The following is a 15,493-nucleotide window of genomic DNA, read 5'->3' on the forward strand; positions in this document are numbered from 1 at the left end:
GCATAGTATTCCAGGGGAGAACGTCCTGATTTCGCGCAAAAAATTCGCCTATCCGGATAACGGCGCAGCGACCTTTACCAGCATCTTCACCAACGGCGGAAATGCTCCGAGCTGCGGTCTAGTTCGGCGTGAGGATTAACGGTGGCGCTCAGCCGCGCCGGAAATGATCCCAGCCGCTCCCCCGCGTCCAGGCACGCCCGTCCACGGTGACCAATCCGCCCGGATGGGCGGCTTCCACCGCCCCGATAAGGCTGAAGCCTTCCGGGAGATGCGGGATGCGCGCACCCCAAGCCCGTTCCGGGCTCACGTCCATCGTGGCGAGGAAACCGTGGTCCTCTCCCCCGGTAAGTACGCAGCTATAAGCCCACTCCAGCGGATCGGAACGGCCCAGGTGCCGGGCCACCTCAAGGAGATCATGAGCGTGGCGGGAAAGCGTCTCCGAATGAATATCGATATGCACCCCGGAAGCGGCGGCTATCCGCTGCGCATCGCGAAGCAAACCATCGGATACGTCCATCATCGCCCCGCGCAAGCCGGCGCGAACCGCGCGCAGCACCTCGGTCACAGGCGGCCGCGGGCGTAGAAAATCCTGAATGAGGCGGGTGGCGGCATCCGGGAAAGCGCTCCGTTCCGGCGCAAAGCCGCGGCTGAGCAGTTCGAAGCCGGCCGCGGCCCGCCCTAGATTCCCGCAGTGGATGAGGGGCTGTCCGGGCGCTGCCGCCGAGCGTTGCAGCGGGGTGCGCCCTTCCAGATCACCCAGAATGGTGGCGCTGATGGCCATATGGCCCCCGCCCACGAGGTCTCCGCCGTCGACCCCACATCCGAGCGGGCCGCAACATTCGGCCAGGCCGCGCGCAAGGTCCCGTACCCAGGCGACCGGCACGTCCCCGGGCAGTTCCATGGCGACGACGAGGGACCGCGGCCGCGCTCCCATCGCAACGGCGTCGGCAATATTTTGGGCGGCCACCCGCCAGCCGACATCGCTCCCGCTGGACCAGTCGCGCCGAAAATGCACGCCTTCCACGAGCATATCGGTGGAGACCGTGACCCGGCCGTCGCTCAGACCGAGCACCGCGCTATCATCCCCGCTGGGGACGATTGTTGTTTCTCCGCGCGGAAGCAGCGGCACGATCTGGGCGAGGAGTTCCGCTTCGCTCAGGTCGCGCACCAGGGGCCCGGGCGTATGGCTGGCAGCTGGCCGGGGCATTTAGCGCAGCCCTACCCCGCGCGCGAGGGCGAGGTCGATGAGTTCGGAAATGAGATCGCGGTAGGCCAGCCCGGTTTTCTCCCACAGGATGGGGTACATGGACACGGCGGTGAAGCCGGGAATTGTATTGTGTTCGTTGACGTACATCTCCCCGGTGGCGGTGTAGAAGAAGTCCACGCGGGTCATGCCTTCGCATTCGAAAACCTCGAAAACGCGCCGCGCCAGGCCTCGCATTTTCTCCGCGTCCGCCTCCGGGAGCGCGGCGGGAATTTCCATGTGGAAGCCTTCGGTGGCCACGTATTTGGTGGCGTAGTCATACCATTGCACGTCCAAAACGATTTCGCCGAGTACGGACGCGCGCGGCGCGGTACCGCCACGCCCACCGAGGACGGCGCACTCGATTTCACGGCCCGGGATTCCCGTTTCCACAATGACTTTAGGGTCGACGGCGCGCGCTGTGGCAATGGCGGCGTCGAGCTGCGAAAGCTCAGCCACCCGCGTGATGCCCAGTGAAGATCCCGCGCGAGCTGGTTTGACGTACACGGGAAGCTGCAAACGTTCGGCTACTTCCGCGCGCACGCCCTCCGGATCGGCGTTCCAGCGCTGGGGTTCCACGAGCACGTAAGGCGCAACCGGCAGGCCGGCAGATTCCAGCACCAATTTCATATAGTGCTTATCCATGGCCGCGGCGGAGGCGAAAACTCCGCAACCCACGTAGGGAATGCCCATCATTTCGAAGGTGCCCTGGATGGTGCCATCTTCACCGAAGGGGCCGTGGAGCAGCGGGAAGGCCACGTCGATAGGCCCGAGGCTGCGCGAACTGCCATCTTCACCGCGCACCACAAATCCCCCGCCGGGTCCGAAATCTGCCAGCACGCGTTCTCCGTGGTATTCCACGTCCGCGCCGGCAGCCACCTCCTCCGTGCTCATGGGAACCCAGATGCCTTCGGTGGTGATGCCGATGGGGATAACGCTGTAGCGCTCCGGGTCAATGGCTCCCAGGACGGACGCCGCGGTGAGGCAAGAGACGGAGTGTTCTCCGGATACGCCCCCGTAGATGAGGGCGACGTGATGTGTGGCCACGAATGGACACCTTTCTACTCAGTGCTGTTCCCAGGGTAGTACGCCGGACCGCGCGGCAAGGTGACAAACCCGGGCGCGGCCTACTACAGTAAACATATGACACAGAACACAATGAAGTCGTTTCTCCTGCTCGCAGGCGCTGCCGCTCTCACGCTGGCCGGTTGCTCCGGGACCGGGAAGGGCGCTCCCGCCAGTGATGGCGCGGCCACGCCGTCCACCCCGGCTGCCGCTTCGTCTGCCCCGGCGGTGAGCCAGTCCCCCAGCCTCACACCCAAGGCTGCGGAAAGCTCCCTCAAGGGCTTTATCGAAGGGGATTCGCAGTCCCCGAATTATCCCAAGCTCACCGAGAATTCCGCGGTGCCTACCGCAGTGCGGGTGGCCGGCCACGAGGGCTGGGATCGCGTGGTGGTGGAATACGATAGCGATGCGGATCTGGAATGGTTCAGTTTCTTCGGTGATGAGGCCATTCAGGACGGTTCGGGGCGGCCCCTGGATATTCCCGGCAAGCGCTTCCTCACCCTGAGCATTTCCGGGGTGACCTACCCGGAGGATCCTGCGCAGGCTGCGGATCTGTCCGTGCCGAACCTCGGGGGTGCCAAGGTAGTGCAGGGCGTCCACGTGGAACACGCTTTTGAGGGCATGCACCAGGTCCATATCGGGCTGGATAAGGACCGGCCCTACCGGGTTCAGGTGCTGGAGAGCCCCAAGCGGATTGTTATTGACGTTGCCAATAACTAATCCTTAGGCATCCAGCGGCGTGACGTCCGCACCGAGGGCCTGGAGTTTATCCAGGAACTTTTCGTAGCCACGGTCGATAATATCCACCCCTGAGACCCGGGATTCCCCTTCGGCCGCCAGCGCGGCAATGAGGTGGGAGAAGCCCCCGCGCAGATCGGGAACCACAATATCGGTGGCCCGCAGCGGGGTGGGCCCTTGGATAACGGCCGAGTGGTAGAAATTGCGCTGCCCGAATCGGCATTCGTGCCCGCCCAGGCATTCGCGGTAGGTCTGGATATTGGCGCCCATATCCCGCAGCGCTTCGGTGAAGCCGAAACGGTTTTCGTAAACGGTTTCGTGGACGATGGACATGCCTTCGGCCTGGGTCAGGGCGACGACGAGCGGCTGCTGCCAGTCGGTCATGAAACCAGGGTGCACATCCGTTTCAAAAGATACGGATTGCAGAGCGCCACCCGGGTGCCAGAAACGGATGCCGTCGTCACGCACATCGAATTTCCCGCCGACTTTCCGGAAAAGATTGAGGAAAGAAGTCATCGACTGCTGTTCGGCCCCGCGCACGAAAATATCACCGCCGGTGGCCAGCGCGGCCGCCGCCCAGGAACCCGCTTCGATGCGGTCGGGTAGCGAGGTGTGGGAGTATCCCACCAGTTCATCCACGCCTTCCACTCGGATAACCCGGTCGGTATCCACAGAAATAATCGCGCCCATTTTTTGAAGCACCGCGATGAGATCCATGATTTCCGGTTCCACCGCAGCATTGGACAGCTCGGTCACGCCTTCCGCCATGACAGCGGTGAGGAGAGTCTGTTCGGTAGCCCCCACGGAAGGATAGGGCAAGCGCACCGGCTTGGCCCGCAGGCCCTTGGGCGCCACCAGGTGCATACCCGTTTCTTCCTGGACGCGCTTGGCGCCGAATTCTTCCAGCACCCGCAGGTGGAAATCCACCGGACGCGAGCCGATATGGCACCCGCCCAGATCCGGAATATAGGCTTCGCCCAGGCGGTGCAGCAGCGGGCCCGCAAAAAGAATCGGAATGCGGGAGGAGCCGGCCAGCGCGTTCACTTCGTGCGGATCGTGGGGCAGGTGAATATCACCGGGGGTGATCTCCACGGTTCCGGCTTCCGGCTGGTAGTTGACTTCTACACCGTGCAGGCCGAGCAGCTCCGAAACCACGGTGACGTCACGGATTTGCGGCACATTGCGCAGCACGGATGTTTCTTTGGTGAGCAGGGAGGCAACCATGGATTTCGACACAAAATTCTTTGCGCCGCGCACAGTAATCTCACCGCTCAGGGGGACTCCTCCGCGAACCACAAGTTGGGACACCATACTCTCCGCCTTTCTCGCGTGTCACAGGTACCCAGCCAGCATACCGGCCCGCGGCCGGTTTCCGGAGTTATGAGGATATCCGGGTGGCGTTATGCCTGCGAATCTGGCTCCAGGCGCGCCGAGCGGACCGGCACCTCGGGTAGGTGCCGCTGCGGCAGGGTACGCGGAGTGAAACCCGGCTGGCGGGCTTCGTATTCCTCGATGAGGGAGATATCACGCAGGGTCAGTGCGATATCATCCAGGCCTTCCATGAGGCGCCAGCGGGTATACGGGTCGATCTCAAAGGGGTAGGTGATATCGGCGCAACGCACCTCGCAGGCTTCGAGGTCCACGGTCAGCTCCCGGCCCGGCTTTTCTTCTAAAAGTTCCCACAGCCGGCTGGCGGCGTCGTCGCTAATCTGCCCTGCAACCAGGCCCTGTTTTCCCATATTGCCGCGGAAAATATCACCGAAACGCGGGCTGAGGACGGCGCGGAAGCCGTAGTCTCGTAGCGCCCACACGGCGTGTTCGCGCGAGGATCCGGTCCCGAAATCGCGCCCGGCCACCAGAATGGAGCCGGCCGCGTACGGGGCCTGGTTGAGGATAAAGGCGGGGTCTTTGCGCCGTTCGTGGAAGAGGGCGTCCTCGTAGCCGCTTTTGGTGATGCGTTTGAGGTAGCGGGCGGGCAGGATTTGGTCGGTGTCCACCTCGGTTTCGCGCAGGGGGACGCCGATGCCGGTGTGCTGGGTGAAAATCTCCACGGGCGTGTTCTTTCTACGCTGTAGGGGCGAGGTCGGCGGGATGGGAAATATGGCCGGTCACCGCGGTAGCGGCGGCCACCAGCGGAGAAACGAGGTGGGTGCGCCCGCCCGGGCCCTGCCGGCCGCGGAAATTCCGATTCGAGGTCGAAGCGCAGCGCTCCCCCGGGGTGAGCTGGTCCGGGTTCATGCCCAGGCACATGGAACAGCCCGCATTGCGCCATTCGGCGCCGAAAGCGCGGAAGACTTCGTCCAGGCCTTCAGCTTCGGCCTGGAGGCGCACCCGCGCCGATGCCGGCACGATCATGACGCGCAGGTCTTTGGCTTTGTGCCGCCCGCGCCACACCGAGGCAACCGAGCGCAGATCTTCAATGCGACCATTCGTGCACGAACCGATAAAAACGGTATCCACGTGAATATCACGCATGGGCGTACCCGGCCGCAGGTCCATATAGTCGAGGGCTTCCCGTGCGGCTTGGCGCTCTTTTTCTTCCGGCAGTGTGTCCGGATTAGGTACGACGCCGGACAGCGGCACCCCCTGCCCGGGATTCGTTCCCCACGTGACAATGGGCTCAATTTCGGATGCCTCAAGAACCACTTCGGTATCGAAATGCGCATCCGGATCGCTATACAGCGTGGACCAGTAGGCCACCGCCGCGTCCCAATCCGCCTCGCGCGGGGCGTGGGGGCGCCCGCGCACGTAGTCCACAGTGGTGGCGTCCGGGGCGACGAGCCCGGCGCGCGCTCCCGCCTCAATGGACATATTGCAGATCGTCATGCGCGCTTCCATAGACAGCGCCCGGATGGCTTCCCCGCGATATTCAATAATGTGCCCGGATGCTCCATTGGTTCCGATTTTGGCAATGACGGCGAGGATAATGTCTTTCGCGGTCGTGCCTTCGCGCAGGGTGCCATTGACGGTAATGGCCATATTTTTGAAACGCTGGAGGGGCAGGGTTTGCGTGGCGAGGACATGCTCGACTTCCGAGGTGCCGATGCCGATCCCGATGGAGCCGAAGGCACCGTGGGTGGAAGTATGGGAATCCCCGCACACAATCGTCATACCCGGTTGGGTCAGGCCCAGCTGCGGGCCGACCGCGTGAACGATTCCCTGGTCCGCGTGGCCGAGGGAATAGATCGGAATGCCAAATTCCGCAACGTTCGCGCGCAGGGCGTCCACCTGCTTGCGCGAGGTGGTATTAGCAATAGGGCGATCAATATCGATGGTCGGGACGTTGTGATCTTCCGTGGCGACGGTGCGCTCCGGGCAGCGCACCGGCCGGCCTTCCAGGCGCAGCCCGTCGAAGGCCTGCGGGCTGGTCACTTCGTGGATGAGATGCAGGTCAATATAGAGGAGGTCCGGCGTGCCTTCCTCGCCACGCCGAACCAGATGGGCGTCCCAGATTTTATCTGCGAGCGTGCGTCCCATCTCTACCCTCCTCTTCGTCATTCCGGGGAATTTTCCCGGATTCTTTTTGCGGTTACTCTTCTACTCTTCCAACGGTGATCGGTTGTGGTGGTCCGCGGGCTAGTTTACCCAGATGCGTCCACATGGCAAGATGAAATTCTCACATACTGGACACCGCTGCTCATGTGGTGCGACTGCCGCGGGGCTGCGCGCGGCACGTAAAAGGCGCGTCGCTGCGCGCGGCACCACAGTGTGGACATTTGCATCTCACTTATTGAGATGAGAAAATCTCGGTATGGTTGATTCTCCTCACGCTCAGCCTGCGCCCGCCCCGGAGGGAAGTGGTGTGGGCGTTCTCGATAAGGCTGCCGCCGTGCTCGATGCTCTCGAGGCCGGCCCCCAAACATTAGCGCAATTGGTGACCGCCACCCATTTAGCAAGGCCGACGGCGCATCGCCTGGCCGTCGCGCTGGAATACCACCGTTTCGTTTCCCGCGATAACGAAGGGCGTTTTTCTTTAGGGCCGCGCCTGGGTGAGCTTTCCTCCGCTACCGGTGAAGATCGCCTTATTGCCGCGGCGAATCCGGTGCTTATCGCGCTGCGTGACCATACCGGGGAATCTTCTCAGCTTTACCGGCGCCAGGGCGACCAGCGTATTTGCGTGGCGAATGCTGAACGTACCATGGGCTTGCGCGATTCCATCCCGGTGGGTGCTTCTCTATCGATGAAGGCCGGCTCTGCAGCTCAGGTGCTGCTTGCCTGGGAGGAGCCCGATCAATTGCATCGCGGTTTGCAGGGCGCTTCCTTTACGGCCACGAATCTTTCCGCGGTGCGCCGGCGCGGCTGGGCGCAGAGCGTGGGCGAACGTGAAGCCGGGGTGGCTTCTATTTCCGCGCCGGTACGCGGGCCGAGCGGGCGGGTTATTGCCGCGGTGTCGATTTCTGGGCCGCTGGAGCGGATGGGCCGCCAGCCCGGGCGAGTGCATTCGGCTGCGGTGGTGGCCGCAGCTGGCCGCCTCACCGATGTTCTACAAACAACCGAGGGCATTAACGAGTAAAGGTAGTAGCGAGTAGTCGAATACTATCGCCCGCTGCTGTTCCGGATGGCTCGCTCATATTCGGCGAGGACCAGGGGCACCACCTCCTCCCAGCCGTATCCGGGCGCCACGCTCGCATTGTGGTGGGCTATGCGGGTGCGCAGCGCGGTATCCTCCGCCAGGCGGGCCAGCTGCGCGACCATATCCGCATCGGTTTCTGCCAGGAGCGCTGAGCGCCCGTCCTCCAGGAAATCATCAGCTCCGGTGCCGGCTGGAGAAACAATGGGCAGGCCAGCTGCCCGCGCCTCCAGGGTGGCAATCCCAAAGGCTTCCCGGCGTGAACTGGTGAGATAGATATCCGCGTGGCGGTAGGCCTCCATGAGCCCGCCCCGGTCCGTGCGGCCGGGAAGATGAAGCCAGCCATTCCCGGGCCCGGAGCCGTTGCCGGGGTTCCCACGGGCCCGCCCGCGCCGTTCTAATTGGGAGCGCAGCGGGCCATCCCCGTATATGGTGAGGTGAATATCCCGCCCGGTGAGCTGGCGCGCCCCGGCCACACAATCAATGAGAGCCGCATTGCGTTTGCGCGGGGCCAGGCGCCGCGCTGCCACAACCTCAAGCCGCTCGCCCGAGCCGCCGCTTGCGCCGGCATCACAGCCGCCCTCTGCACCACCGAGCGCCTCCGCACGCGCGAGGCGATAAGCGGCAACCGCGCGCCACTCCCCCAGATCCACACCATTAGGAATAACCGCGACATCGCCGCCCACGGCCCGGCATACCTGCCCGGCCACCCACGTGGATACCGCGTTATGAACCACGCCGCGCGCCGTGACCCAGCGCAGCGGAGCAAGCAGCTTTTCCACCGGATCCAATACACAGTGCCAGGTGACGGTAGCGGGGATACCTTCCGCCGCGGCGATGCGCATCGCGGCCCAGGCAAAAGGTGACACAACTCCGGCCTGAATATGCACCACATCCGCGCCCCGCATCGAGGCACGCAGCTGGGCGCCGTGCCCCGGGGAGACCGGGAGGCTACCAAAGAGCGCTGAGGTGATGCGCTGGACGGGAAGGCTCGCCACGATATCGCGATCCGGCGGGCTTCCGGGAGCCGGAGGCGTATCACGCGGGGTGGCGGTGATGACCAGCACGCGATGGCCCGCCCCCTGCAAGGCCAAGCCAAGATCCCGGGTTTGAGCTTCAATCCCGCCCAGGCGCGGCAAGAAGCAATCCGAGACGAGCGCAATGCGCATAAGCCCTCACTTTCGCACAGAGATCCCCTCACGGCGGAGCTCCTTGGCCGGCTACCCCACCGGTGGCGGGGTAGGTGCGGCGTCGTTCCTTTTCCTAGCGTCAGCTTAGCGCCCGCCTCCGACAGAAAAAGACCACTCGAAATTTTTAAAACGGAATGCTCTTTGCCTGGGCGCTCCCGGGCCTTAAACTAAAGCATGGCTATTCTTCCTATTTACATCACCGGCGATCCCGTTCTGCATCGTCCGGCCCAGCCCATTACGGAATTTAACGAGGAACTGGCTCAGCTGGTCGAAGATATGTATGAGACCACCGTTGCCGCTCCCGGGGTGGGGCTGGCCGGGCCGCAGGTGGGCATTGGCAAACAGATTTTTGTGTGGGTTTACGCCGATCAGGATGAGGCTCCCGAGCGCGGCGTTGCCATTAATCCCACGTTGTTTATTGAACCTGTTAATCCGGATGAAGAGCCTTTCGAAGAAGGATGCCTATCCTTCCCCGGCGAACAGTATCCCCTGGCGCGCTCCCCGCACGCTTTGCTACGGGCGCAAAACGAAAAGGGCGAGCATTACGAAATTGAGGCAACCGGGTGGTTCGCTCGTATTCTCCAGCATGAATACGACCATTTGACCGGGCATTTGTACGTGGATCGGCTCACCGGGCGCGAGGAAGCCGCGGCCAAGCGGGCCAAGCGTGAGCACGGTTGGGGCAAGAAGGGAAATACCTGGCTGCCCGGGCGTGACAACCTCGAAGATTAGTCTTTTCGCTCCCGCGCACCAGCGGCGCGGACTCCCATTCATTTTTTGTTCATATTTCGGTAACGTGAGATGGATATTTTTGGCGACATGATTGCACCCCAGCCCAGCTCCTCGGCCCGCACCGTGGCGGTGTGCGCGGATGGGCTGGGGCGCAATCGTGCCCTGAATAACCTCATTATCGAGATGCTGGAACGCGGACACGCCACCTGCGCCACGCTTCTGGTGGCGGCTCCCGCGGCGGATCATGCCCTGCGTGCTTTGGCGGCCGTGGGTATCGATCCGGGGCGGATTTTGCTTGGTTTCGCTATTAGTTCGCAGGGGCCCGGGGCTCCGTGGCGCGCCGTCGGCCCGCATGCCTCAAGTTTGACGGACCGCGGCGGGCGTTACCTTTCCGCGGAAGAAAGCGCCGCTCCCCCGCAGCTCGTGCGCGAAGATATTCTCACGGAATTGGCCGCGCAATTCTCCTGGATGGAGGATCGCGGGTATCGGCCGGCGGGTATTGCCGGGCCGCGCTACGGTCGCGATTTTCGCGGGCGCGGCCTGGTGATTGATTGTGCGCTGGAATTTTGCGCGCGTGTTGGGGTACCGCTGCGTTACGCGCGCCGGGGTGATCCGCTTGTGGCGGCCTCGCGTTACCTGGCGGAGCTTGGTGCAAAGCTCGGGGAAGGTGCGGCGCGGCACGCGAACTCCGGTACCGATGCGGATGTGGTAGCTGCGCACGCGCGGCGCGTGGAACGTGCGGATGCTCTTGGGGTGCTTCTTCCAAACGACGTCGTTTTCTTCCCACCCGAGTTCCCCGCCGAAAGTTACGGGGAATTACGCCATGTTTACCTTTCAGCTTTGGAGGAATGCGCCGGTCCGGCGATCCAGGTGGTATTCACTCCGGCCCGCGAGGATAGCGGAGCGGGGCGCGGGGAATGGGAAACCCGGCTGATGCGCGATCCCTCATTCTTGCGGGCAGTGGCAAGGGCGCGGTGTGCTGATGCGCAAGGGATATCTACGGTGCCGGCTGGTAGTAAGGCCACGTTGAAATTTGTTGAAGGTAAGCCCGTGGCAGCGAGTGACACCGGATTTGACGATGATGTTATGTACAACGTGATTGATGACATGCGTAAATGACGCGCTCTTCGCGGGTAAGTAGATAGAAATGGTTGCTAATACCCGGAATTTCGCTTTCTACGCCAACAGAGAATCCGGGCGACCATGCACCGCAGGCAAACCCGTGGGTAGACACGTCAAAGTGGGCGTCCCGAACCTTGTAGGCACCACAGTGCACATTCAGGACGGGGCTGCTGTTGCTGTAACTTTGATTTCGGACAAACGCGGCGACCTTCCCGCCAGAGCCTCATGGATCTCACTAACTTCAATAGTCACACCAGCACCTGCTGGGGTGGTATGTGTTTTCAGAGCTGTACTGCACTTGTCGTACATGCGAAGTACATCCCGGAAAAACATGCCCTCCTCGCCGGCGCGGCGGTCGGCTAGGCGGGACAGTGAGGCAAAGTGTGAGTCCGGGACATCGCCTCCCACAGGATGTGCGTAAGAGACACAGAACCGCCCCGAAACGGTGCTCTCCCGCACACTTTGTTTGCGGGACGCGGTTCAGGGTAGTTCCGGGCCGGATCCAAGCCAACGACACGCCGTCATTAGCAACTATTTTTGTCTATTAACCCTCCACCTCCCTACATTCTCATCCTAGAGGCTGCGGCTGAGCTGAGACGACTCAAGGCGGGAAAACCGAAGCTTTCCCGCCTTGTACTGTACCCCGTACCGGATTTGAACCGGTGTTACCGCCGTGAGAGGGCGACGTCCTAGGCCGCTAGACGAACGGGGCCTATGAGGATGCCGAAGCATCATCGCTGGGGTACCAGGACTCGAACCTAGAATGGATGAACCAGAATCACCTGTGTTGCCAATTACACCATACCCCAAGGGTGTGGACCTCAGAATCGTTACGTTCCCGAGGACGACAGATAAAGAGCTTAGTGGAATCTCCTCAAGCTAGCAAATCCGCTGGACGTGTGACGCACCACGTTCTCGGCCCGCGTTAGTTCAGGCGGCACACCCGTTCAAACTGCACCCCGCGCCGGTGCAAACGGCCGGCCAGCGCGAACTACACCCGCGCAAGCGATGCCGAAACCCGCCACTACCATTCACACACGCGGCCCTGCCGCTCGGCTTCCTCCCGCAATGACTCCGGCACCCGCAGCCAGATACGCGAACCGGGAGTGCAACCGGTGAGCATCGTATATCCATCGCAGGCGGGCAGCGAAGAAAACATGGCGCGCACAGCCCCGGCGATGGTGATGTCCACGGCGTCGTAGTCGCGGCGGGCCCGCGTCCAATTAACCGTGTACGTATCCAGGCCGTCAAGGGTCTCCGGGCTCCACATCCGATCCAGGGGGATCCGGAGCGGGTAGCGTTCAACCAGCGTGACCCAGTCAGCCGCAGTGACAATCCGGTAGATCCGCGACTGATCCGGCTGCGCCGCATCCGGGAGGTCGGTAGCGAGCAGGTGGGAGCGCGGGTAGTCGCCGGCGTCGTCGCCGAAAAACGACCAGGTGCTGGAAAACTCCCCGAGGGAGTGACCGGTGAAGAACTCGCCCACGTCGAAACTGAGGTAGCTGAAGGCGAGATAGTCTTCCGGGCGTGCCGGACTATCCGCCGGGCCGAGGATCTCGATGATTTGCGAACTGATATCCCAGCCGAGCGGCCTACGGCTGCGGCGCGCGCGGTGGCTGCGGCGGCGGCTGGGCAGCGCGACCTCGTGGAAGCGCAACTGCTGGGGCGCGAAGCCAGCTTCCCATTCGGGTGGAATGCGCTGCTGAAGTGCAGAATCCAGCGAAGCGGCATCGCGCGCACTCAACGCCCAATCCGAGGCAAGAACGCGCTCAATATCCGCGTTAAAAGCAAAATGGATGGAGAACTCCCCCAGCGCCAGATTCGCGCGCTGGAAACGCCCCAGCTCAGCTACCGGCCAGGATGGTTGGGGATTTTCCGCACCGCATAGCTCCACCCGCGGGACGCACTCCACGCTGCCATCATCCATGGTGAGGGGCTCGAAGAAGATCCGGCCGCCTGCGCCCGCAGCTACCCGCTCCCAGGCCCTTCCCCAGGCACGCAGGTAGGTTCCCGGCGCGGGAAAAAACGCGGCGGGCCGCGGCGGCGGCGTCGTACTTACCACCATCACGGCCCTCCCCGTCAGTCTCTCAACTACCCGGAAATTTTTTCCAGGAGTTGGTCAATGCGCGCCACCGCTTCCTCACGCCCGAGGATAGCAATGGAATCAATCACCGGAATGGACACATTCGTGCCCGTCATCGCCACGAAAAGCGGGCCGAAGGCGAAGCGCGGCTTGATACCGAGGCCCTCCACCAGCGCCGCGTCGAGGGCGGGCTTAATGGCTTCCGGCGTGAAATCATCCAGCGCGCTCAGGGCCTCGCGAGCCCCGCGTAGCGCTTCGGGCGCCGAATCACGCAACTTGGAGAGGGCTTTCTCGTTGTAATCCAGCTCCGCCGCACTCACGAAAAGGAAGCCGAGCAGATCCCGGGCCTCCCCCAGCAGCTGCATGCGGGTCTGCGCCAGCGGCGCTGCCGCGTCAAGAATTTCCCGTTCGCGATCCGTGAGCTCCTCATAGGTGCCGCCGCTCAGCACCTCGCCGAGATAGGGAACGAGGCGGCGGGTGTAATCGGCCACGTCAAGGAGGCGGATATGGTCCGCGTTAATGGCCACGCACTTCTTGTCATCAAAACGTGCCGGGTTCGGATTGACATTGTGGATATCGAAATGCTCCACAAGTTCTTCCTTGCTGAACACATCGCGTTCGGCGGAGAACGACCACCCGAGCAGGGCCAGGTAGTTGAGCAGGCCCTCCGGGATCATGCCGCGTTCGCGGTGGAGCAGCAGATTCGATTCCGGATCGCGCTTGGACAGCTTCTTGTTGCCCTCCCCCATCACGTAGGGCATATGGCCGAAACGCGGCGTCCACTTCGCGATGCCCAGTTCTTCCAGGGCGCGGTAGAGCACGATCTGGCGCGGCGTGGAGGAGAGCAGATCCTCCCCGCGCAGCACGTCCGTCACTTCCGTGAGGGCATCGTCAATGGGATTGGTGAGGGTGTAGAGCGGATCGCCATTGGCGCGCACAATCACATAATCAGGGGTGGAGCCGGCGCGGAAAGTAATATCCCCGCGGATCACATCCGTGAAGGTAATATCCTCATCGGGCATGCGCATGCGCAGCACCGGTTCGCGCCCTTCCGCCCGGTAGGCAGCCTTTTGTTCTTCGGTGAGGTTGCGGTCATAGCCGTCGTACCCGAGCTTGGGATCCTCCCCGCGTTCGCGGTGGCGCGCCTCGATTTCCTCCGGGGTGGAGAAAGATTCGTAGGCATAGCCACGCTCCAGCAGCTGGGCCGCGACCTTGCGGTAGATATCCCCGCGCTGGGATTGCCGGTAGGGGCCGTGCGGGCCGCCCACTTCAACTCCTTCATCCCAGTCCAGCCCGAGCCAGCGCAGGGAATCAAGAATCTGGTGATACGACTCTTCAGAATCACGGGCTGCGTCGGTATCTTCAATGCGGAAAATAAAAGTTCCACCCACGTGCCGGGCGTAGGCCCAGTTAAAGAGGCAGGTGCGTACCATACCGACATGCGGGGTGCCGGTGGGTGAGGGACAGAAACGAACTCGGATCTCGCGTCCGGTAGCAGTTGTGATAGCCATGATGGGTTAAGGATACGCTACGGATATGACATATGATTTCGACACTCGCACCGTCTCCGATCTCATCGCGCAGGGCTCGCATAAGTGGTCTGCTTTCGGGGATGCTATCGCCATGTGGGTGGCCGAAATGGACTTGGGAATCGCGCCGGAAATTCGCGATTACCTGGTGAGCGCAGCGCAGCGCGGCACCCTCGGCTACCTTCCTCCCCGCGAAATTCCGGGGATTATGAACGCAGTTTCCACGTGGCTCGGCCACTTCGGCCCGGCACCCGACCCGGAACGCATGTTCCTCATTCCTGAAGTTCTCAGCGCATTGCGGATCACGATTACCCAGTTCACAGCCCCGGACGCCCCGGTTATTGTCCCCACTCCGGCATATATGCCGTTCCTCACACTTCCCGGTGAGTACGGCCGGGAGGTACGCCAGGTGCCCTCGATTTTCCGCGAGGGGCGCTGGGAACTGGACCTCGAGGGGCTGGAAGCGGCGCTCACCCCCGGTTCCCTCCTGGTTTTGTGCAATCCGTGGAACCCGGCGGGCCGATGTTTGACCGGTCCGGAACTCGACGCGGTCGCTGCCGTGGTGGAGCGGTGCGGGGCCCGCGTTTTTGAGGATTCCATTCACGCCCCGGTACTCATCGACGGCACCTACGTTCCTTACGGCCCGCGCAGCGCGGCCACCCGCGCGCATACGATCAGCGCGATCAGCGCGACGAAGGGCTGGAATATCCCCGGCCTCAAGGCCGCGCAGCTCATTTTTTATAACGACGACGACGCAGCCCGCTACGCGCCCCATGCCAATGCCTGGAGCTCCCCGACTTCCACGCTGGGAGCCCGGGCCACCACAATTGCCTTTACGCAGGCGCTGGATTGGAATCGCGCGGTGTGTTCCTATATTGGCGAAACCCTGCGGATTGTGGAAGAGCGGGTCCGGGCCTGGCCCGGGGTGCGCATGGCCCACGTGGAAGGCACCTATATTGCTTTCCTCGATTTTTCCGAGGCGGAATGTGTGCGCGCGGAGGAGGAACGTGCCCGGCGGGAGGGGCGCGAGCCGAAGGGCGCCGTCGCCACTATTTTGGAGCGGGCCAATGTGGCGCTCACGCCCGGGCTGGCCTCGGGCGCCGGTTTTGAGCAATGGGGCCGCATGGTGCTGGCCACCCCGCGGGCGATTGCCCTGGAGGCCCTGGACCGAATCGAAGGGCTGCTGGAAGCGGGAGCGTAACGCACCTTCGGGGCGCCGCG

The 15,493-nt window shown here is 62.9% G+C and carries 13 protein-coding genes and 2 tRNA genes; 5 read left to right on the forward strand and 10 right to left on the reverse strand.

Translation table 11 applies throughout. From position 1 onward, the window contains the following. Window positions 1–148 precede the first annotated feature (148 nt). Together thiL and ACRQEC_RS02300 are read right to left on the reverse strand one after the other, a co-directional pair. Window positions 149–1,207 (reverse strand): thiamine-phosphate kinase, encoded by a 1,059-nt coding sequence (thiL, locus tag ACRQEC_RS02295; RefSeq protein ID WP_087070887.1) that lies wholly within the window; start codon window positions 1,205–1,207, stop codon window positions 149–151. Next, window positions 1,208–2,290, reverse strand: a complete 1,083-nt coding sequence (locus ACRQEC_RS02300; protein WP_087070888.1) for a D-alanine--D-alanine ligase family protein — start codon at window positions 2,288–2,290, stop codon at window positions 1,208–1,210. Window positions 2,291–2,386: 96 nt separating this feature from the next. Here ACRQEC_RS02300 and ACRQEC_RS02305 point away from each other — a divergent pair, with 96 nt between their 5' ends. Further along, a complete protein-coding gene (locus tag ACRQEC_RS02305; RefSeq protein ID WP_087070889.1) occupies window positions 2,387–3,028 on the forward strand; it encodes an AMIN-like domain-containing (lipo)protein in 642 nt (213 codons plus the stop codon). Between the two features lie 3 nt (window positions 3,029–3,031). Here the strand turns inward: ACRQEC_RS02305 and murA are convergent, their stop codons facing one another. From murA to leuC, 3 genes are all read right to left on the reverse strand, one after another. After that, complete coding sequence (gene murA, locus ACRQEC_RS02310) at window positions 3,032–4,357, reverse strand: UDP-N-acetylglucosamine 1-carboxyvinyltransferase (RefSeq protein WP_087070890.1); 1,326 nt, start codon at window positions 4,355–4,357, stop codon at window positions 3,032–3,034. Window positions 4,358–4,446: 89 nt separating this feature from the next. Beyond that, the gene (gene leuD, locus ACRQEC_RS02315) at window positions 4,447–5,097 is read right to left on the reverse strand and encodes a 3-isopropylmalate dehydratase small subunit (RefSeq protein ID WP_087070891.1); all 651 of its coding nucleotides are present in this window, start codon (window positions 5,095–5,097) and stop codon (window positions 4,447–4,449) included. Window positions 5,098–5,110: 13 nt separating this feature from the next. Continuing rightward, the gene (leuC, locus tag ACRQEC_RS02320) at window positions 5,111–6,523 is read right to left on the reverse strand and encodes a 3-isopropylmalate dehydratase large subunit (RefSeq protein WP_087070892.1); all 1,413 of its coding nucleotides are present in this window, start codon (window positions 6,521–6,523) and stop codon (window positions 5,111–5,113) included. 274 nt (window positions 6,524–6,797) lie between these two features. On the opposite strand from leuC, the gene ACRQEC_RS02325 reads away from it, so the two are divergent. Further along, complete coding sequence (locus ACRQEC_RS02325; protein ID WP_051278627.1) at window positions 6,798–7,559, forward strand: IclR family transcriptional regulator; 762 nt, start codon at window positions 6,798–6,800, stop codon at window positions 7,557–7,559. A gap of 23 nt (window positions 7,560–7,582) precedes the next feature. On the opposite strand, the gene ACRQEC_RS02330 is transcribed toward ACRQEC_RS02325, so the two are convergent. After that, on the reverse strand, window positions 7,583–8,785 hold the full coding sequence (locus ACRQEC_RS02330) for a glycosyltransferase family 4 protein (protein WP_087070893.1): 1,203 nt from the start codon (window positions 8,783–8,785) through the stop codon (window positions 7,583–7,585). A gap of 195 nt (window positions 8,786–8,980) precedes the next feature. Between ACRQEC_RS02330 and def the strand changes: the two genes are divergently transcribed. Together def and ACRQEC_RS02340 are read left to right on the forward strand one after the other, a co-directional pair. Then, window positions 8,981–9,538, forward strand: a complete 558-nt coding sequence (gene def / locus ACRQEC_RS02335) for a peptide deformylase (RefSeq protein WP_026429473.1) — start codon at window positions 8,981–8,983, stop codon at window positions 9,536–9,538. A 69-nt stretch (window positions 9,539–9,607) separates the two neighbouring features. After that, on the forward strand, window positions 9,608–10,657 hold the full coding sequence (locus ACRQEC_RS02340; RefSeq protein ID WP_087070894.1) for a ChbG/HpnK family deacetylase: 1,050 nt from the start codon (window positions 9,608–9,610) through the stop codon (window positions 10,655–10,657). A gap of 642 nt (window positions 10,658–11,299) precedes the next feature. Here ACRQEC_RS02340 and ACRQEC_RS02345 read toward each other — a convergent pair. The 4 genes from ACRQEC_RS02345 to gltX all read right to left on the reverse strand — a co-directional run bounded on the left by ACRQEC_RS02345 (window position 11,300) and on the right by gltX (window position 14,254). Further along, window positions 11,300–11,372: transfer RNA gene (locus tag ACRQEC_RS02345), tRNA-Glu, on the reverse strand. Window positions 11,373–11,397: 25 nt separating this feature from the next. Beyond that, window positions 11,398–11,469: transfer RNA gene (locus ACRQEC_RS02350), tRNA-Gln, on the reverse strand. A gap of 215 nt (window positions 11,470–11,684) precedes the next feature. Continuing rightward, window positions 11,685–12,728: a hypothetical protein gene (locus ACRQEC_RS02355; RefSeq protein WP_143231887.1), complete on the reverse strand. Its 1,044-nt coding sequence runs from the start codon at window positions 12,726–12,728 to the stop codon at window positions 11,685–11,687. Between the two features lie 23 nt (window positions 12,729–12,751). Then, window positions 12,752–14,254, reverse strand: a complete 1,503-nt coding sequence (gene gltX / locus ACRQEC_RS02360) for a glutamate--tRNA ligase (RefSeq protein ID WP_087070896.1) — start codon at window positions 14,252–14,254, stop codon at window positions 12,752–12,754. 25 nt (window positions 14,255–14,279) lie between these two features. On the opposite strand from gltX, the gene ACRQEC_RS02365 reads away from it, so the two are divergent. After that, window positions 14,280–15,473 carry a MalY/PatB family protein gene (locus ACRQEC_RS02365; protein ID WP_284889074.1) on the forward strand — a complete coding sequence of 398 codons (1,194 nt, stop codon included), beginning with the start codon at window positions 14,280–14,282 and terminating at the stop codon, window positions 15,471–15,473. The last annotated feature ends 20 nt before the right edge of the window (window positions 15,474–15,493 follow it).

This window comes from Actinotignum saccati (assembly GCF_051265055.1).
Classification (GTDB): Bacteria; Actinomycetota; Actinomycetes; order Actinomycetales; family Actinomycetaceae; genus Actinotignum.